This window comes from Paenibacillus sp. PK1-4R (assembly GCF_030369595.1).
In the GTDB taxonomy this organism is placed as follows: Bacteria; Bacillota; Bacilli; order Paenibacillales; family Paenibacillaceae; genus Paenibacillus.
On record NZ_CP126535.1, the window covers coordinates 3,246,641 to 3,265,278 of the forward strand.

19 protein-coding genes are annotated in these 18,638 nt (G+C 43.5%); 11 read left to right on the forward strand and 8 right to left on the reverse strand.

Translation table 11 applies throughout. The annotated features are described in order from the left end of the window. Positions 1–89 precede the first annotated feature (89 nt). From QNO02_RS14190 to QNO02_RS14210, 5 genes are all read left to right on the forward strand, one after another. Positions 90–1,118 (forward strand): ABC transporter substrate-binding protein, encoded by a 1,029-nt coding sequence (locus QNO02_RS14190; RefSeq protein WP_289392498.1) that lies wholly within the window; start codon positions 90–92, stop codon positions 1,116–1,118. A 184-nt stretch (positions 1,119–1,302) separates the two neighbouring features. Then, positions 1,303–1,728 (forward strand): MarR family winged helix-turn-helix transcriptional regulator, encoded by a 426-nt coding sequence (locus QNO02_RS14195; RefSeq protein ID WP_017688556.1) that lies wholly within the window; start codon positions 1,303–1,305, stop codon positions 1,726–1,728. 139 nt (positions 1,729–1,867) lie between these two features. After that, the gene (locus QNO02_RS14200; protein WP_091030651.1) at positions 1,868–2,512 is read left to right on the forward strand and encodes an SDR family oxidoreductase; all 645 of its coding nucleotides are present in this window, start codon (positions 1,868–1,870) and stop codon (positions 2,510–2,512) included. Positions 2,513–2,563: 51 nt separating this feature from the next. Further along, positions 2,564–2,908, forward strand: coding sequence for a rhodanese-like domain-containing protein (locus QNO02_RS14205; protein ID WP_091030648.1), 345 nt, complete (start codon positions 2,564–2,566; stop codon positions 2,906–2,908). Positions 2,909–3,020: 112 nt separating this feature from the next. Next, on the forward strand, positions 3,021–4,043 hold the full coding sequence (locus QNO02_RS14210) for an NADH:flavin oxidoreductase/NADH oxidase (protein ID WP_249910734.1): 1,023 nt from the start codon (positions 3,021–3,023) through the stop codon (positions 4,041–4,043). Positions 4,044–4,174: 131 nt separating this feature from the next. Here the strand turns inward: QNO02_RS14210 and QNO02_RS14215 are convergent, their stop codons facing one another. After that, positions 4,175–5,098, reverse strand: coding sequence for an AraC family transcriptional regulator (locus tag QNO02_RS14215; RefSeq protein ID WP_091030644.1), 924 nt, complete (start codon positions 5,096–5,098; stop codon positions 4,175–4,177). A 290-nt stretch (positions 5,099–5,388) separates the two neighbouring features. On the opposite strand from QNO02_RS14215, the gene QNO02_RS14220 reads away from it, so the two are divergent. Further along, complete coding sequence (locus QNO02_RS14220) at positions 5,389–5,967, forward strand: TetR/AcrR family transcriptional regulator (RefSeq protein WP_091030641.1); 579 nt, start codon at positions 5,389–5,391, stop codon at positions 5,965–5,967. Between the two features lie 98 nt (positions 5,968–6,065). Here QNO02_RS14220 and QNO02_RS14225 read toward each other — a convergent pair whose 3' ends face one another. Next, complete coding sequence (locus tag QNO02_RS14225) at positions 6,066–6,479, reverse strand: MerR family transcriptional regulator (protein ID WP_091030638.1); 414 nt, start codon at positions 6,477–6,479, stop codon at positions 6,066–6,068. A 192-nt stretch (positions 6,480–6,671) separates the two neighbouring features. Here QNO02_RS14225 and QNO02_RS14230 point away from each other — a divergent pair, with 192 nt between their 5' ends. The 3 genes from QNO02_RS14230 (at position 6,672) to QNO02_RS14240 (ending at position 8,866) form a co-directional block, all read left to right on the forward strand. Further along, positions 6,672–7,712, forward strand: coding sequence for an NAD(P)-dependent alcohol dehydrogenase (locus QNO02_RS14230; RefSeq protein WP_249910733.1), 1,041 nt, complete (start codon positions 6,672–6,674; stop codon positions 7,710–7,712). Positions 7,713–7,892: 180 nt separating this feature from the next. Continuing rightward, positions 7,893–8,366: an HIT family protein gene (locus QNO02_RS14235; protein ID WP_249910732.1), complete on the forward strand. Its 474-nt coding sequence runs from the start codon at positions 7,893–7,895 to the stop codon at positions 8,364–8,366. A gap of 128 nt (positions 8,367–8,494) precedes the next feature. After that, positions 8,495–8,866, forward strand: coding sequence for an iron chaperone (locus tag QNO02_RS14240; RefSeq protein ID WP_133384726.1), 372 nt, complete (start codon positions 8,495–8,497; stop codon positions 8,864–8,866). 72 nt (positions 8,867–8,938) lie between these two features. Here QNO02_RS14240 and QNO02_RS14245 read toward each other — a convergent pair whose 3' ends face one another. From QNO02_RS14245 to QNO02_RS14255, 3 genes are all read right to left on the reverse strand, one after another. Continuing rightward, positions 8,939–9,919, reverse strand: coding sequence for an aldo/keto reductase (locus tag QNO02_RS14245; RefSeq protein ID WP_249910731.1), 981 nt, complete (start codon positions 9,917–9,919; stop codon positions 8,939–8,941). 260 nt (positions 9,920–10,179) lie between these two features. Further along, on the reverse strand, positions 10,180–11,058 hold the full coding sequence (locus QNO02_RS14250; RefSeq protein ID WP_133384728.1) for an SDR family oxidoreductase: 879 nt from the start codon (positions 11,056–11,058) through the stop codon (positions 10,180–10,182). A gap of 146 nt (positions 11,059–11,204) precedes the next feature. Beyond that, entirely contained in the window at positions 11,205–11,522 is a 318-nt protein-coding gene (locus tag QNO02_RS14255; protein WP_017688544.1) for a winged helix-turn-helix transcriptional regulator, read from the reverse strand. A gap of 367 nt (positions 11,523–11,889) precedes the next feature. On the opposite strand from QNO02_RS14255, the gene helD reads away from it, so the two are divergent. After that, a complete protein-coding gene (gene helD, locus QNO02_RS14260; protein ID WP_289392502.1) occupies positions 11,890–14,304 on the forward strand; it encodes an RNA polymerase recycling motor HelD in 2,415 nt (804 codons plus the stop codon). A 222-nt stretch (positions 14,305–14,526) separates the two neighbouring features. Beyond that, a complete protein-coding gene (locus QNO02_RS14265) occupies positions 14,527–15,231 on the forward strand; it encodes an SDR family oxidoreductase (protein ID WP_289392503.1) in 705 nt (234 codons plus the stop codon). Positions 15,232–15,348: 117 nt separating this feature from the next. On the opposite strand, the gene QNO02_RS14270 is transcribed toward QNO02_RS14265, so the two are convergent. From QNO02_RS14270 to QNO02_RS14280, 3 genes are all read right to left on the reverse strand, one after another. Further along, entirely contained in the window at positions 15,349–16,179 is an 831-nt protein-coding gene (locus QNO02_RS14270; RefSeq protein ID WP_017688542.1) for a carbohydrate ABC transporter permease, read from the reverse strand. A 1-nt stretch (position 16,180) separates the two neighbouring features. After that, positions 16,181–17,053, reverse strand: coding sequence for a carbohydrate ABC transporter permease (locus QNO02_RS14275; protein ID WP_036670879.1), 873 nt, complete (start codon positions 17,051–17,053; stop codon positions 16,181–16,183). A gap of 67 nt (positions 17,054–17,120) precedes the next feature. Then, complete coding sequence (locus QNO02_RS14280) at positions 17,121–18,434, reverse strand: ABC transporter substrate-binding protein (RefSeq protein ID WP_289392504.1); 1,314 nt, start codon at positions 18,432–18,434, stop codon at positions 17,121–17,123. Between the last annotated feature and the right edge of the window lie 204 nt (positions 18,435–18,638).

Consider the following 18,638-nt stretch of genomic DNA (forward strand, 5'->3'; position numbering starts at 1 on the left):
GAGAGGGAAATAAACATAGCTTGTCAAATCCTGCATAGCATGATATCGTTGATAACGATTATCAATATCAACGAAAAGGTGGGTTTATTTTGTGTAAACAGATAAAATCAATATGGATCATGATGGCACTCATCTTCCTGATTGTACTTAGTGCATGTGGTCAGTCTGCGACGACCAATAGTACAACCGGTGATAGCGCGAATGCAGCTGCGGAGACAGAAACCAAGACGAACTCGGATTCAGCTTCTTCAGCTGATAAAGCGGCAACTGCCGAAGAGGAACTTGTTACATATCAATCGGATGCAGGAGAAGTACAGGTACCGAAGAATCCTAAGCGCATTATTGATTTGACATCATTTTCGACAGGGTACTTTGTTGCCCTGGATGCACCAGTAGTCGGCGCTTTATCAGGAGCGATGAACAACAAATATATCAAGGATCAACTTGTAGCAGCGGGCACCAGTGATCTGGGTCAAGAGCCTACACCAGAGAAACTAATCAGTTTAAAACCGGACTTATTTATCGTGTACACTGGAACAGAGGGCATCGACAAGCTGGAGCAGATTGCGCCTGTCGTACAGATTGCATATGGTAAGCGCAATTTCAAGGATCTGATGCTTGAAATGGGCAAGCTCACCAATAGAGAAGACGCAGCTAAAGCTTGGAATGCTAAATGGGAAGCGAAGATCAACGAACTGAAGCCCAAGGTCCAGGAAGCTGTAGGCGATCGCACCGTTTCCATACTGAATCCATACGCCAAAGGATTATTTGTATTCGGTCATAACTATGGTCGAGGCGGTGAAATTATTTACGGGGAGTTTGGTCTCAAGGCACCAGCCAAGGCCCAAGCTGAAGCGATTGACAGCGGAACTGGATGGGCTTCAATCTCCATGGAACTATTACCGGAGTATGCAGGTGATATCATCTTTACCAGCCCGTGGTCGGGAGATAAAACTGATCCCAAGATTGTATATGACAATACATTATGGAAGAACTTGCCTGCGGTGAAGGCAAATCATGTGTTCCAGCTTGACCCGACCTCAGACTCATACAACGATCCATTAACGTTGGAAGGTCAGCTGCAATTTATTTCCGATAGCCTGCTTACCGCGAAGTAAGATTACTGCATAAATGGTAATACTGGAGCATTTCCAAAAATCGTTACAAGATGGGGAAATGCTCTTCTTATGAGATTAGAATGTTATATACGTCGATCTTGGATGGATTTTGACCAATGTAATTAAGCTTGATACAATAGGATAACAGCTGATGAACATTAAATATCAAGTGGGGTGATCCAGATTGCAGCAAAAGAGTGAACGTTTGAATGTTTGGTTGGCTTTCTCTAACATTCATACCCATCTGAACGAGAAGCTGGAACAAGCTCTGCTTCAACAATATGACTTATCTTTGAAGGAATTTTATGTGTTAAACTTCATATATAATGCGGAGGGTAAGGAATTACGCCTACAGCAACTTCAAGAACTAGTGGGGTTGAGCCAAAGTGCTACTTCCAGGCTCGTCGTTAGGATGGAAGCCAAAGACTGTGGGGCTCTGGAAAGACATGCATGTGAAGATGACCGGCGTGGCATTTACACTCGTATTACGGAGCTTGGAGAGAATAAATACAAGAAAGCACTTCAAACGTTTAATCAGGTCTTGCAAACTGAATTGGAACAGGATGGATTTGAGACTCGATTAGAGAACCTCACTAAAGAATTGTTCTAAGGCTAGGGTGAATATAGGGTAATGTAATCATTTACCCTATAAGAAGACTTGACACTCATTAAAATATCCATTAAATTAAATGCATGCGCATGAATTTAATGTGGATGCGGTGATTCATGTATAAAGGGGGTATTTGAACATGAAGGTATTCGTCGTTGGATCAAATGGACAGATTGGTCAACAGCTTATTCATCTTTTGAAGAATAGTGAAGAACACACCGTTCTTGCCATGGTACGAAAACAAGAACAGGTAGATTCATTTGCAGCACAGGGTGTGGAAACGGTGCTTGCCAACTTGGAAGGTAAGGTTGACTCACTTGTAGCTGCTGCAACGGGTTGTGACGCAATTGTATTTGCAGCTGGCTCTGGTGGTACAACGGGATATGATAAAACACTCCTCATTGATCTGGATGGTGCCGGGAAAACTATTGAAGCGGCTCAAAAAGCGGGTATTGATCGATTTATTATGGTGAGTGCGATCCAAGCCAATAATCGTGAGAACTGGCATGATAACACCCTTCCATATTATGCAGCGAAGCACTATGCTGATAAATTGTTAGAGATCAGTGGATTAACATATACCATTATACGTCCAGGGATTCTAATGAATGAACCAGGAACAGGTAAAATTTCTGCTGCCGAGAATATCACAACCGGTAACATTGCTCGTGAAGATGTAGCTCATGTGATTTTGGCCAGTTTGAGTGAGAAGAATACCTACAAGCGTTCATTTGATCTAATCGCTGGTGAGGATACAATATCTGAGGCATTGATTAGGCTTTGATGCAAAACAAAATTTTCGACGATATGAGAAGAGTTAAGAGAGGGCTTTACAATGATTATGTTGATGCTTTTGACCTTCATATTAGGTATCTTCATCGTTGTACGTCAAATTTGGCCATTGCGCAATCTTGAATATATAGATTATGAAGTATTTCTCAGACATGAGCGTGATTTTCGGCAGTATAAAGTGATTGATATTCGAGATGCGACGGATTATATGGCTAATCCTACTCCGGATACGATTAACATCTCATTGGGACGGCTTGCTTTCACATGGGAAAAATACCTTCTTCGAGAAGATAACGTAATTATAATGTCACCTGGTATGCTTCAATCCAAAAAGGCTGTCCGTATTTTGCGAAAGCATGGATTTGAATGTCTTTATGTGATGAAGTAAAAGTTAAATGTGAGTTCTAAATCATACGGAGTTATTAATTGTAGGCATTGATTCGATGCTTGCGCATGCATTTTTATTATACGTGATTCATGAAAAGGGGAGTTTTATTTTGATGACAGATTTGTTTAGTCCATATTCTTTTAAAAGCCTAGAGCTTAAAAACCGTGTCGTAATGGCTCCAATGTGCCAATATTCAGTTGAGCAAAAAGATGGTATTGCAACAGATTGGCATTATATGCACTACGTTAGTCGTGCCGTGGGAGGAACAGGTCTCATTATCATTGAAATGACAGATGTGGAACCGGATGGCCGGATCTCAGATTATGATCTTGGACTGTGGTCGGATGAACAGATCCCAGCTCTGAAGCGGATCGTCGATGCGTGTCACAGTTATGGTGCCAAGGTCGGTATTCAGATTGCTCATGCGGGCCGCAAAGCAGAAGATGCCGAAGTTCCAGTTGCTCCATCCGCGATCGCCTTTGATGAGAATTCCAAGCAACCTAGAGCGCTCACAACGGATGAAGTTAAAGGAATGGTTGAAAAATTCCGGAGTGCTGTAGCTCGTGCTGTAAAAGCGGGCTTTGATACAATTGAGATTCATGGTGCACATGGTTACTTAATTCATCAATTCCATTCTCCACTAACAAACAAGCGAGAAGATGAATATGGTCAAGATTTAACTTTATTCGGCCGGGAGATTATTCAGGCTGCGAAGGCAGAGATGCCCGAGGATATGCCCTTGATGATGCGTATTTCAGCCAAAGAATATGTAGAAGGTGGTTATGGCATTAACGAAAGTTCCGAGTTTGCCAAAGCATATAAACAGGCAGGCGTTGACGTATTTGACATCTCATCTGGTGGCGAGGGACCTATTGCTGCATGGGGCAGACCAGGAACTCACGCGGCTTATCAAGTACCTCTCGCTAAAGCAATCAAAGAGGCTCTTGATGTGCCTGTGATTGCTGTTGGAAGACTCGATGATCCTACGTTGGCAAATGCAGTCATCGGCAATGAAGAAGCTGATCTCGTTGCAGTTGGCAGAGGTCTGTTAAGAAATCCTTACTGGGCCTTGGAAGCTGCGACTGCTTTGCGCAAGACAACGGAAGTTCCAAAACAATATACGACTGGTTTTTAATTATTGATAATTTAACGATTAATGATCTTCATTAATACATGAATAAGAAAGGACTCCTCTGACAAAACAGAAGGAGTCCTTTCTGCGGTTAACCCAAGCAAGATGAAGGAACGATACTAACCAGTAACCAGTCAAGAGATGGTAGTCGTTTCATCGGCTCTGCCTCTCAAGCGTTTAATATCTTCTCTGGGCGGATATCCGAACATACGAGAATATTCACGACTGAATTGGGAAGGACTCTCGTAACCTACCTGAAATGCTACATCTGCTGCATCGGTGGATTTGGATAATAACAAGCGGCGAGCTTCTTGCAGCCTCAGTTGTTTTTGAAACTGAATCGGGCTCATGGCAGTCACTTCTTTAAAGTGTCTGTGCAGCGAAGCAGTACTCATATTCGCCAAATCCGCCAGATCCTCGACCCGAAAATTTTTATCAGAGTGATTCATAATATATTCAATAACGTCTCTGATTCGATAGGTATGGCTGCCCTCCATGGTAGCTTGTTCCAGGGCAATCCCATGTGGGCCCTTCAGAACTTTATAGAGAATTTCCTTTTTGAACAAAGGAGCGAGTAGTGGAATATCTTCCGAATGATCTTCCAACAAACGGGCTAACCTGATGACTGCATCCAGCAGAGATGGCTCGGCTTGGCTGACAAACATCGCACGTCTCGTCGTTTTCCGCGGTCTTGCTGGGAAATCAGAATGGTTCAATACTTCCAGAATCTCACTGGATGTGAATTCAAGTTTCAGCGCCAGATAGGGAGCCTCAGACGAGGCTTGAATCACTTGTCCACTAACCGGCAAGTCAACGGTTGCCACGATATAACTTCCTGGACCATACCGGAAACGATCCTGTCCCAGCAGGACCTCTTTTTCACCCTGAACGATAATGCAAAAGGATGGTTCATTAACTCTAAATATAGGTTCAGTAACGACCGATTCACGGATTAGAAATAATGAGGGGATAGCCGTAGGGTGCACCCCGTCCTTGTCAGACAAACGGTCAATGAGTGTGGCTAATTCGTTTTGTTGTTCGTGTATTTGATCAGACATACGTAGTTCTCCTTTTTCGACACAACATAATAAGTTACATTCTATCGTATATAGACCCTGGGCGGTAGAAAACGGATAGGAATAGGCAAACATTTGATGTGAATGGATAAGACATGCTGATTGTTGGTTACATATTCACAAGTACACAGGTCATGATATACAACAAGTACAGAAGATATACACTTACGGATCAGCTAATACATGATCAGATGAGAATGAAAAGAGGTATCTGCATCTTTTATTTACTGATCGTTCCCGATGTGTTAGATTGATTTTAGGAGGGAAGTCGAATGGCTAGAAGTAAAGAGTTTGAAGTGAACGAAGTGTTGGATAAAGCAATGAAGATCTTCTGGGAACAAGGTTACGAGAAAACGTCGATGAGTGACCTGGTTGAGCATATGGGAATTCATCGCAGAAGTATATATGATACATTTGACGACAAACATTCGCTGTTCTTGCAGGCAATGGATCGTTACAGCGGTAAGGTCAGCACCACATTACTTGCAGAAATCAAGGCATCCAAGACGGCAGTGGAAGCACTGCATAAAATTTTCGATGTTATGATCAGTGAAGCAGAGGATACACCATCGGGTTGCTTGATCGTGAACTCGGCGGTAGAGTTAGGCACACGTGATCCGGACGTGGACATCCGATCTCTTGAATCTTTTAGCGAAGCTGAGCGAATGTTCGAGCAGATTATTCAATGGGGACAGCGGGAGGGAGAATTCTCCTCTGATCATGATGCGAAGGAAATGGCAGAGTACCTGCACAATATTTCCGTTGGCATCAGAGCCATGGCGAGAACCTCGACCGATAAGGAAAAATTAAACCGGATTATCGATGTATCGATGAAACTTTTGGAGAAATGATGAGCAGAGACGTACCCATAAAAGTAGCTTGAAATCCGTTAGAGGACTTCAAGCTACTTTTTTTGACGCTAATTTTAGAAAAGAGAAAGCTTAAACCATCAATTGGTGATGGCATTTTCTATCGGTTTAATTTTATGAATCTCTTCGGTCCCAGCCTCCAAAGCTGTTTCATAGTAGGAGCGTTTGTGCTCGATGACTTCCATGGTTTTTCTTAGTTCCTCCATTTGTGCTTCCACAATAGCTTTTCGCTCCGTAAACATGTCATATCTTTGCTTCAGTGTGGAGTCCCCTTCAGAGCACCATACAATGAAGTCCTTAATGTCTTTAATAGGCATCCCGGTCAGCTTCAGACATTGAATGATCTTTAAAAAGTCGATGTCTGAATCTTTGAACAACCGTGTTCCGCTCGTAGTACGTTCTACAAAAGGCATGAGTCCTTCCTTATCATAGTAACGCAATGTATATACCGTAAGGTCTAATTTTTTGGCAACTTCACCGATTGAATAGGGCATTTAGAATGAATTCCTTTCTACTTGGGGTAGACCTCGAGTTAACTCTAGGATTGATCCGAGTGAATTCTAACATGTTGGATAACTGGATGTCAAAGTAGGTTGGAGATAAAAAAATAAGATAAACATTTGACCTAGAGTTAACTAGAGGGGGTAAGATAACTTTGAACTTTAAATTACTAGGAGGTTATCCCATTGATTATAGCTAAAGCTAGAGCCGTTGACGGACCAGACCAACAATTCAGAAGTGCTGAAATTAAACGACGTGATCTGGATACCAATGATGTATTAATTGAGATTAAATATGCCGGTATCTGCCATTCTGACATCCATACTGCCCACGGTGAATGGGGTCCTGTGAATTATCCACTCGTTCCTGGACACGAGATTGCCGGGATTGTAACCGATGTAGGAACCGGAGTCTCCAAATATAAGGTTGGTGACCGAGTAGGGGTCGGATGTATGGTGGACTCTTGTGGTGAATGTGTTAACTGTCGCAAAGGTGAAGAGCAATACTGTCTCAAAGGAAATATTCAAACTTACGCTGGAGTAGACAAATACGGTGAGCCTACGCAAGGTGGATATTCAACTCATATTGTTGTCGTAGAGGATTTCGTCGTTCGCATCCCTGATAACATTGCACTTGATGCTGCTGCACCTTTGCTGTGTGCCGGTATTACGACGTATTCACCACTTCATCACTGGGGAGCTGGCCCAGGTAAGAAGGTTGCCGTTGTAGGTATGGGTGGTCTTGGTCATATGGCTGTCAAAATTGCACATGCGATGGGCGCGGAAGTAACGGTCCTCTCCCAATCCTTGAGCAAAAAAGAAGATGGACTGCAATTTGGTGCAGATCACTACTTTGCCACAAGTGAACCGGAAACATTCGAGAAACTTGCAGGCACATTTGATCTGATGATTAACACAGTAAGTGCGAATATTGATATTAACGCTTATTTCTCCCTGCTCACGCTGGATGGTACACTCGTGAACGTGGGTGCTCCTGCAGAGCCTTTAGCTGTTAACGTATTTTCTCTTATTGGTCATCGCCGTTCATTCGCAGGATCCATGATTGGTGGCATTCGTGAGACGCAGGAAATGCTCGATTTCTGTGCAGAACATGATATTGCACCTAACATTGAGGTCATCTCCGCCGATCAGATTGACGAAGCATACAAACGTGTATTGGCTTCCGACGTGAAATATCGCTTTGTTATTGATAACAGCACAATCTAAGTGTGTAATATTGATAGTTAAAGATAGAAGAAAGCAGCTACCGCCAAGGTCAGCTGCTTTTTGCTTATCAGTTTGTTAATTGCTGATTCGTTCTACTACCCGCGCTCTTGTCGCAACGAACAGAAGATACCTGCGTCTAATAACTAGTTGGAAAAATATGAAAGGAGTGTAAGGAGAAAGATGACAGTATTATTTTCACATCAGCCCGAAGGGTATGAATGTCCATTTTGTCGTATTTGGGGTATCGAGCGACCTGATCAGGGAACTAAACAAAGGGATATCATCTATCAGAATGAAAAGGTAACGGCATTTATAGCAGGCAAATGGTGGCCAAACAATAAAGGACATGTTCTTATTATTCCGAATCAACATTTCGAGAACATCTTTGAACTCCCTGCGGATTACGCTGTTGAAATTCACTGCGCGGCTCAGCTTACAGCATTTGCAATGAAAAGTACATATGGATGTGATGGGATTTCGACACGGCAACATAATGAACCTGCTGGCAATCAAGACGTGTGGCATTACCATCAGCATGTTTACCCTAGATACGTGAATGATCAACTGTATCTGTCAAATGGTTCTCAGTCCGATCCAGATGAACGCGCTTTCTATGCGAATAAGTTGCGTTCTTGGATAAAGGAAAACATTTAAAGTCTAGCAGGCTGCTCATTTTTTGTTGAGTTATCGGGCAGATAAGGGTTTTTGAATTTGATATTCATGATAGAATGAGTTTGAATGGGGCAAATTAAATAGTATATTTCATGATATAGGGGGAACCAATGGAGACCTTTGCAGAATTTATAGCACGCATCGATAACCCGGAACACCAGGCACGAACGGAAGAAGTCTTGAACTGGGTCACTGAAAAATTCCCGAATTTAAAACAAAAAATAGCCTGGAACCAACCGATGTTTACCGACCATGAGACCTTCATCATTGGTTTTAGTGTATCCAAGCAACATTTGGCTGTTGCTCCCGAGAAAGCAGGAATTAATCGTTTTTCGGAAGAGATCACGCAGGCGGGTTACGATCATACCAAAGAATTGATACGGATGAAGTGGAAACAGGAGATTGATTTTGAGTTACTTGAGAGAATGATTGAGTTCAATATAGCGGATAAGGCAGAATGTTCAACATTTTGGCGTAAATAAATCGCGATAAAAAGAAGACCCCAACTTCCGGATACGGAAAGATGAGGTCTTCTATATTTTAAGCAAAAGCGATTATTGAGCACCTACAACAGGGTGAGGTACATAGGGCTCTTCAAGGAACGTAACATCTTCTGAGGTCAGATTAACGGAAAGAGCGCCTACCGCATTTTCCAAATGCGATATTTTGGTGGCACCGATAATTGGAGCCGCTACAGTGTCTTTTTGTAGCAACCACGCAAGTGCAATGTGTGTGCGAGGGACACCGTATTTTTCTGCAATGGATGCAACTCGTTCAACAACAAGTCGATCTGCATCACTGGTCGCATTGTACTTGGATTTCTGAATTTTGTCTGTCTCGGATCGGAGTGTTGATACGGACCAGTCACGGGTTAATCTGCCTGAAGCAAGAGGACTGTAGGGAGTTACACCAATCTTTTCTTCCTTGCATAAAGGCAACATTTCACGTTCCTCTTCACGGTAGATGAGGTTCAAGTGGTTTTGCATGGAGACAAACTTGGTCCAACCATGTTTCTCTGCTACATGTAATGCTTTTTGGAACTGCCATGCAAACATGGCTGAAGCGCCAATATATCTCACTTTCCCGGACTTCACCACATCATGTAAGGCTTCCATGGTTTCTTCAATAGGCGTATTGTAGTCCCAACGATGAATGATATAGAGATCCACATAATCGGTTTCCAATCGTTTAAGGCTTTTATCAATCTCACTCAGGATGGCTTTTCTGGAAAGCCCGGAACCGTTGGGTCCTTGATGCATTTGTCCGTGCACTTTGGTTGCAATGACAACCTCATCCCGATTTGCGTAATCTTTTAACGCCCGACCAAGATACTCCTCGCTTGTACCCAGAGAATATATATTCGCTGTATCAAAGAAATTAATGCCTAGATCCAACGCTTTTTTGATCACAGGGCGAGAATTTTCTTCATTCAGTACCCATTCATGAACCCATTTACTGGCATCCCCAAATCCCATACATCCCAGGCAAAATCGAGATACGTCCAAGCCTGTGTTACCAAGTTTCGTATATTCCATGTTATGTTCAAATCCTTTCTAATGTTTATTATTGCCACCTGTATGGTGATCTATTTACACATTATTATGTCATAACAAATGTAACAACCTGTACCACATTTCTATCAAACTTTTGCCTATTCCTATCATAATCTCTGAATCTGAATCAGTTGAGTCCATTGAAGTTCTCATATAAAAAGAACAAGCCACTCGTTTCTCCGGTGGAGATTCAAATGGCTTGTTCATGAATAGTAGGCGAGAGGGATTTTAAATGAAAAATATTATTTAATCATTGTTTGATGAATCCAATCGCTTATTTTGGTTAATTTAAGATTGGCTTTGATGTTATCCTCCAACTCTTCATACCGTGGAAGAAGATCTGTATGCCCATCAATCCATTGGTACAATCCTTTAAGTCCTGCTGCTGTCTCACTTCCCAACAAAGGCTGAATCGCTGCTTCAAAATGATCAAAAGGTAGAGACATGAAGCTGATCTTTTCACCTAATACAGCACTGAATTGTTCCGCTAATTGTGCACCTGTCAGGGCTTCTAATCCGGGTGCAGGGATAATGCTTCCTGCCAATTCCGAATGAGTCAAGGCATAATAGTGGAATTGAGCTGCATCGTTTAAGCTAATCCAGGAGATCGGCTTGTCTGCTGGTACCGGGTAGGACAAAACGCCATTGTTCAGTATTCCGGGAATCAGGAAGTTTTCCAAGTATACAATGGGTTCCACAATGATATATGGAAGACCACTTTGCTGCAATTCATGGATAACTTCACGTTTCAATTCAATTCCTTTGGAATGGGTGATAGGGTCAGGAACATAGGTACCCGTGTTAACTACAATCAATTTAACGTTTGCCTGTATAGCAGCATCAATTGCATTTTTAGTATATTGTCTGATCTTATCCGGATTGAACTCCACCGGCAGGTTTAGGAATACTTTACTTACACCTTCATGTGCGGTATGGAGCTGTTCCACATCTGATAGATCCCCGATGAAAGCTTCAATGTTTTGTTCCTTTAGTGTTTTGGCTGTTGCCTCATTTCGAGTAATCGTGCGAACCTCACAACCGTGTTGAACGAGTAATTGAGCGACAGCGCCGCCTTGGGAGCCCGATGCCCCATATACTAAAAATCGATCATTCTGTGTCATAGTGGTCAATAACTTCCTTTCAATATGTGATTGGAATGAATGAGTTAACACTCAGCAATGACCTCAGCATAACGAATTTAGAATAGGAGCGTAAGTACGCACATTAATGATATAGAGTATCCCTTAGGATACTATGGGAAGGCGTTTTACATATGTTTCGATCCCCAATCACCTAGCTGAAACAAGATCGAAGTCAGGCTTTGTCCTTTTTCTGTAAGGGAATATTCGACTTTAGGCGGAACTACAGGGTGGGTAACACGGTTTATCAAACCAGCTTCTTCAAGTTCTCGTAATTGCCTGGTTAACGTGCGATGCGTAATGGGGTCAAGCATTTTCTGTAATTCATTGAATCGAATTGTTGAATGGCGGATGAGCCGATTTATAATTAATAGCTTCCATTTCCCACCAATCATATTGACTGCAAACTCAACAGGACACCGGTCCTCCACAGGTTCTATATTCATATTTATGTATCCCTCCCAAAAGCATCAACTCATGTTTCATGTTTCGTTCATTTTATCGAATTTATAAAAGGGTGTATAGCTTACAGCGCATTCAAGGTATGAACCATGCCCAGGACACAAAAAAAGATGCCCCCAGTGTAGCTCGAGGGACATCTATTTAATATAAATTATTTTTCAACTCAGACAGAACAGAAAAAAGCATTGAACGTGAAAAAAAGCCATGATATAATCTATAGCGCAATTGACATTTCTATTGAATATAAAGGGTGAATCATTATTTCTCCTAATTTAATTTTACATCCGACATTCCGATTTGTCAATGCTCTTTTTTTGGTCCTAATAAATGGAAAAGGGAGTGGACTTATTCATGGATAAAACAAACGATTGGAAGTTGGAAGAGGAAAGATTAGTACAGGTGAGGAACAAGCTTCAGGCAAGACTCGACGAGTTGGAACCGAAGGTTGCCGGACTGCATGAACAGGCTGCCGAAATTCGTAAACGGTTCTGGGAAGAAGTGACGATTAATACGGGTTCGTACACGGATTTTGAAGATGCATTTTATACCATTAATCAGCAGTCCAGAGTGTTGGCCGAGAGGGAGCGCGGACACAAGCTGTTAACACAACAATGGAAAAATACAAAGAGACTGCTTCCAACGCCGTATTTTGGCCGTTTCGACTATAAGGAAAAAGGCATGACATTGACTGAACAGATCTACATCGGCGTATCATCCTTCATGGATGAAGATGGATTGAACTTTCTGATCTATGACTGGCGTACGCCAATTGCGAGTCTGTACTATGATCACTCTCCCGGGCCAGCAAGTTATGACACACCTTCAGGACGAATCGACGGGAAGATGGAGCTCAAACGTCAATTCCAGATTCAACATGGGCAGCTTCATAGCATGTTTGATTCAACTGAGACGATTGGTGACGAATTGTTGCAGCAAGTGCTCGCCAAGGGTGCAGACTCACAAATGAAGAGCATTGTAGCAACGATCCAGAAGGAACAAAACGCCATTATCCGTGATGACCGAAGCCGAATGCTTATCGTTCAAGGGGCAGCTGGCAGTGGCAAGACGTCCGCTGCGTTACAGCGAGTCGCCTACTTACTATACAAACACCGCCAGACTGTCAAAGCAGATCAGATTGTGCTTTTCTCGCCGAATCCGATGTTTACCAGTTATACTTCCACCGTACTCCCGGAACTTGGCGAAGAGAACATGCAGCAGACCACTTTTCAGGAATATCTGAATTATTGGCTAGATTCCTCCTTACGACCAGAGGATGCCTTTGATCAGATTGAATATGTGCTGACAGCCCAAGAAGATCCGGGTTATGAAGCTCGTCTGGAGGCGATCAAGTACAAAGCTTCCGAGACATTCCTGCAAGTGCTACACTACTACGGCACGTGGCTGGGGCGGGAGGGCATGCGGTTCAACGGCATTCAATTTCGGGGACGTGAATTCATCACTGCGGACCGAATCAAGACCCAATTTTACAGTTTGGATCAAAATCTTACCTTGTCCAACCGTATACTTCTTTTGCAGGAATGGTTGCTGAGAGAACTTGTTTCGCTGGAACGTCTGGAACGGGAAGCAGACTGGGTTCTGGAGGAGTTGAATTATCTGGACACAGAAGAGTACGTGGAAGCTTTCCGCATGCTGCACAAAGAAAAGCCTGTGTTTGATGTGGCGGAAAAATACGCAGCACGAGATAACGGGAATAACAGTGCAGTGCAAGATGAGGGTGCCTTTAACTTTGGAGTGCAGGAAGAGGAGTTGCTTCGTCAGAAACTGGTGAAAGACATGTTTAAGCCTTTAAGAAAGAGTGTGCGGAAATTCCAGTTCGTGGATGTGAAAGGCATTTACGAACAACTATTTGTAGATGAAGCCGCTTATCGAGAACAAACGAATGGGGCAATCCCCCCACAGCACTGGCCTGAGATTTGTAAACAGACCAAGGCCATGATCCTTCAGAACAAGCTGTTCCATGAGGATGCTACTCCGTATTTATATGTAAAAGAGATGATCGAAGGCGTCCGGACGAACACAGAGATTCGTTATGTCTTTGTCGATGAAGGCCAGGATTATTCGGCGTTTCAATATGAATATCTTAAAAAGCTGTTTCCTCGTGCCCGCATGACGGTGCTGGGGGATTTCGGGCAAGCGATCTTTATGCAGGCTACGGATTTGGCAGCATCCAACTCGCCACTGGTTCACCTTTACGGAGAAGGCGAAACTACATTGATACGCCTTGTACGCAGTTATCGTTCAACCAAAGAGATTGTTGAATTCACGAGACAGATGTTACCAGGGGGAGAAGAGATAAGACCGTTTGAAAGGGGAGATCAGAAGCCTCTTTTAACAAAATTGAAGGACGAAAATCTGCGTGGTACACAGATTCTCGCAGACATCGCCGCGCTTAAGGCGGAGGGGTTTGATTCCATCGCTGTGATTACGAAAACCGCGGCTGAAAGTCGTGATGCCTATGAAAGGTTGCAAAGTCAAGGCGGCGAAGGGTTACAGCTCATAACAAAGGATACACAGATTTTCGAAAAAGGAATCATGGTTATTCCTGTGTATCTCGCCAAAGGCGTTGAGTTCGATGCTGTCCTGGTCTATGATGCTTCACCCGTTGCTTACAGCCAGGAATATGATCGCAAGCTTCTGTATACGGCCTGCACACGAGCCATGCACCGACTTCATCTATATACAGTGAGTGACTGGTCACCATTTGTGCAGGCGTTACCTGCGAATCTGTATGACATAAAATCATAATCCATATGTAAATCCGTTCTCAATGAAGGACCAAAGAAAGATGCTCGGAGCCTTATTTCAAAGGTTATCGGGCATCTTCTTTTTATAAAGACATGAAACATAAAAGTTATTCTTTACTGATCGTTCCCGATGTGATAGATTGTTATTGGGAGTTATGAGAATGATCATTCCCATAACAGCTCAAAAAATGAATACATTCTCAATGAGAGGGAGTAATAATAAATGAATATTTCCAAACAAGTTGCTATAGTAAGTGGGGCTAATCGAGGGTTGGGCAAGGAACTTGCTCTTGAACTGCTGGCGAGGGGAACCAAAGTGTATGCTGGCGCACGAAACCCTGAATCCATTGATCTGCCGGGGGTTATTCCACTGCAACTCGATATTACTGATTCACAATCTGTCATGGCTGCAGCTGAGGTAGCTAGTGATGTAACCCTTCTAATCAATAATGCTGGTTCCGCTACGGGTGCTTCTCTGCTCACGGGTGAGCTGAACGATATTCACTTGGAATTCAATACACATGTTTTCGGGACGCTTTCAATGATTCGTGCGTTTGCACCGTTGATAGAGAAGAATGGGGGAGGGTCGATACTGAATATCTTGTCCGCTCTATCTTGGCTCAGCCTTGGTAACTCAGGTGCATATTCAGCTGCAAAATCCGCTCAGTGGGGAATTACGAATGCATTACGTCTGGAGTTAGCCCCTAAGAACGTTAGCGTTGCCGGATTGCACGTAGCGTTCATGGATACGGATATGACGGCAGGTATCGACGCACCAAAAACGAACCCAACGGATATTGCCAAAATTGCAATAGATTCCATCGAAGCGGATCTCTACGAGATTCTTGCTGATGATACCAGTCGGAATGTACAACAGGGTCTTGCTGGTGGTGTTGCAGCCCTTTACCCACAATTGTTTCAAAAATAGAGAGGTGTAGATACATTTTCTCGCTATAAATAAACAACCCCCACCAGATATGGTGGGGGTTGAGTACGTCATGAATACTCCAATTCTATTCCCTCAAGAACGGTGACAATATAAGGTTTAGCCTTTAACTGCACCGGCTGTGAGGCCGCTGACAATATATTTTTGCCCAAATAGATACAGAATGAATACAGGCAACGAAGTGAGCACGAGATTGGCAAAGATCAGGTTCCAGTCCCGGCTATATTTGCCGTAGAAATTGTAGATCGACAGTGGCATCGTCCATGTGGAACTGTCTGTCAGGAAGTATACCGGAATCGTGATGTCATTCCAGACGGACATGAACACCATGATCGCTACCGTTGCGTTAACGGGCAGAATGAGCGGTGTGACGATGCGGAAGAACACCCCGAACACACTTGCTCCTTCCAGAAATGCCACTTCGTCCAGTGCTCGTGGAATGGTTTTGATGAATCCACTATACAAGAATACACTGAAGGCTGTATTTAACGCGGCGTAGATTAGGATAACACTTGTGATGCTGCCGTAGAATCCCAATCCCTGTACAACACGTATGGTCGTAATAATCGACATTGGCGCAATCAATCCCATGAAGAAATACATGTAGATCGTGCCGGATAGTTTGGTTTCCCGACGTGCCAGAATGAATGCCGCTGCCGAAGAAGCAACGATATTAATGATGGAAGATACGCCAGTAATCAAAATGCTGTTGAAGAACGCTCGCGACAGTCCGCCTTCCTGGAAGACACGAACATAGTTCGAGAACTGCCATGTTTCCGGAAAACTCAAGGAGAAGCTAAGTACTTCAGCACTGGTTTTGAATGAACCAAAGATCAGAATGACAAGCGGCAACAGAACGATAAGAGAGGCCAGAATCAGGAAACCTTCCACGATATAGTTGCGGATGGCGAGTTTGCGTGTATAGCCCATGTTATTCCGTAACCTCCTTACGCCGCATGAAGATCAATAGCGGTATAGCAATAATGGTAACGACCACGAAGAGAAGTGTGTTGACCGCGGTACCGAGTCCCCAGTTTCCTTCGCCGAAAGATCGCAGAATGATCGTACCTACGACCTGGGAAGCGTTACCCGGGCCACCACCGGTCATGACATATACTTCGGAGAACACTTTGAGTCCACCGATCAATGTCAGCATCAGGTTAATGTTAATCGCGGGCAGCAAGAGTGGGAGTGTGATTTTGAAAAAACTTCTCCACGAACTTGCGCCATCAATCTTGGCGGCTTCGTAATATTCTTGAGAAATGGACTGCAGACCAGCCAGATAGATAGCCATCTGAAACCCGGCGCTCTGCCAGATTGATACGATGGCAATTGTCCAGATCACAATCGAGGGGTTAGTAAGCCAAGCTTGGCTTAATGAATGTAACCCTACAGATTCCAACAAATTGTTGATTGTACCTTCGGTACGCAACATGGGAGTGAACAGAATACTGATCACAAGGATGCTGAGAATGGAAGGGGAGTAGAAGATCGCACGCAGCAGGTTCTTTGTTCTTAATCGCATGTTAAGTCCTACAGCCAGCAATAAGCCGATGACATTTTTGCCAACAACGGTGACAATTGCAAATATCGCCGTGTTTTTCAGCGCTAGAATAAGCGTTTTGTCCGAGAAAATTTTCTGGAAATTATCCCACCCAATGAACTTCAGCTCCAGCCGATCCAGCCGCCAATCCGTGAATGAATAATAGAAAGCGGCGAGAGCAGGCACAACAAAAAAGATGGAGTAGATAATCAGTGCGGGAAATATCATGTAATACGAGTACAGATTTTTAGTCCTTTTCATGTCTCACACTCCGTTATAGCCAGGCAGCATAACGGTCGATCTGTTATGCTGCCTTATATTTCACTCTTTAGAAACCTTCTACACCTTTATCCTGCATCAGCTGACTGAACTTCTCATCCCAGGATTTCAGCACTTCTTCAGGTGACAATCCACCTGCAAATTGATCCTGCAACAATCGGTACAGTTCGCTGCGATCAACCAGCATGTATGCATCCGTTGTCAGCACGGTTTTCTTCGGCGTAATATAGTTGTCTACAATATCCTGCTTGTAAGCCGGCAATTCTGGTGTGGTGACGTCACTGAAATTGGATACGTATCCTTTGGAATCGACGATCTGTTGTGCGACATCCTTGGAAGCAATATAGTCCAGGAACTGTTTGGCTTCATCCAGATGTTTGGATTTCTTCGGAATGAACAGTTGTCCGCCCAGTGGACTTGCACCCAGACTGGCATTATCCGACGATGGAATCGGGAATACGCCCAGTTCCATATTTGGATCTTGCTCGGCAACGCCTTCAATTAACCAATCGCCCATAAACATCATGGCAACTTCCTTGTTCAGGAATTTACCTACGGCCATGTCATAGCTGTCACTAAGCACATCCGTGTTGGTGTACCCTTTGGTGTAAATCTCGTATTGTTGTTCCAGGAATGTTTTGAATTCCGGGATATCAGACCATTTTTTCTTATTGCTGTTCAACTCATCAAAAAAAGTCGGTTCATTTTTGGCTACAAAATCGGCAAAAGCTGCAGCAGGCCAGATGTTGGCAGCCCAGGCATCTTTATAAGGCATGAATACAGGTGTAATGCCACTTGCTTTGATTTTTTCACATATTGCTAGGAATTCTTCGTAGTTGGTTGGAATCGATAACCCGAGTTCTTCAAAGATTTGTTTGTTATAAACGACCCCTTGCATCCCCGTATCTTGGCTGACATGGAAGCTGTAGAGATGACCACCAGAAGAGAGGACGTCTTTGTTCACAATTCTGCTCGCCCAAGGCTCGTTATCCAGAATCTCGAAGTTACGTTCAAGGTTCAGGTCTGTGACTGCGCTCGCCAGATTGTACTGAATAATGTCAGGCGTTTCATCTACAGCCAGTTTGGTTTGCAGTACCGTTGTTGTTTGTTCCGCTGGAATCAGCTGCAAATTGACACGAATGTTCGTTTGTTTTTCGAATGCATCAAGAATGTCCTGCTGGATGAAAGCAGAGTCCTGAGAACTTTTAGAGATGGCCAGCTCCAATGTGACTTTGCCACTCTTGCTGTCCCCGCCAGCAGCTGTGCCGGAATCCGTACCTCCTGATCCACAAGCCGTTAACGAGACCGATAATAAACTGGCCAGAATAATGGAAATCGCCTTTTTTCTTTTTATTGTTTTCAATGCAAATCCCCCTCTAAAACGTTTAGTGAATCCGTTTACAAGTCCGATTATAGATTCTTTTCTCGCCCCGGTACATGTCTGTGCTTGAACGTTGATGTGTAAAATTCTGAACTTGAAATCGCTATCATTTCATGAAGTACCGTGATAGAGTAGACATGAATGTAAGGGATTTCACATCATGTCAGAACAGGAGGGCACCTCTAA

Bases quoted from the DNA above. Each gene is read 5' to 3' on its own strand.
- QNO02_RS14200 (WP_091030651.1), top strand. From the start codon at position 1,868: ATGAAGGTATTCGTCGTTGGATCAAATGGACAGATTGGTCAACAGCTT.
- QNO02_RS14205 (WP_091030648.1), top strand. From the start codon at position 2,564: ATGATTATGTTGATGCTTTTGACCTTCATATTAGGTATCTTCATCGTT.
- QNO02_RS14210 (WP_249910734.1), top strand. From the start codon at position 3,021: ATGACAGATTTGTTTAGTCCATATTCTTTTAAAAGCCTAGAGCTTAAA.
- QNO02_RS14215 (WP_091030644.1), bottom strand. From the start codon at position 5,098: ATGTCTGATCAAATACACGAACAACAAAACGAATTAGCCACACTCATT.
- QNO02_RS14220 (WP_091030641.1), top strand. From the start codon at position 5,389: ATGGCTAGAAGTAAAGAGTTTGAAGTGAACGAAGTGTTGGATAAAGCA.
- QNO02_RS14225 (WP_091030638.1), bottom strand. From the start codon at position 6,479: ATGCCCTATTCAATCGGTGAAGTTGCCAAAAAATTAGACCTTACGGTA.
- QNO02_RS14235 (WP_249910732.1), top strand. From the start codon at position 7,893: ATGACAGTATTATTTTCACATCAGCCCGAAGGGTATGAATGTCCATTT.
- QNO02_RS14240 (WP_133384726.1), top strand. From the start codon at position 8,495: ATGGAGACCTTTGCAGAATTTATAGCACGCATCGATAACCCGGAACAC.
- QNO02_RS14245 (WP_249910731.1), bottom strand. From the start codon at position 9,919: ATGGAATATACGAAACTTGGTAACACAGGCTTGGACGTATCTCGATTT.
- QNO02_RS14250 (WP_133384728.1), bottom strand. From the start codon at position 11,058: ATGACACAGAATGATCGATTTTTAGTATATGGGGCATCGGGCTCCCAA.
- QNO02_RS14255 (WP_017688544.1), bottom strand. From the start codon at position 11,522: ATGAATATAGAACCTGTGGAGGACCGGTGTCCTGTTGAGTTTGCAGTC.
- helD (WP_289392502.1), top strand. From the start codon at position 11,890: ATGGATAAAACAAACGATTGGAAGTTGGAAGAGGAAAGATTAGTACAG.
- QNO02_RS14265 (WP_289392503.1), top strand. From the start codon at position 14,527: ATGAATATTTCCAAACAAGTTGCTATAGTAAGTGGGGCTAATCGAGGG.
- QNO02_RS14270 (WP_017688542.1), bottom strand. From the start codon at position 16,179: ATGGGCTATACACGCAAACTCGCCATCCGCAACTATATCGTGGAAGGT.
- QNO02_RS14275 (WP_036670879.1), bottom strand. From the start codon at position 17,053: ATGAAAAGGACTAAAAATCTGTACTCGTATTACATGATATTTCCCGCA.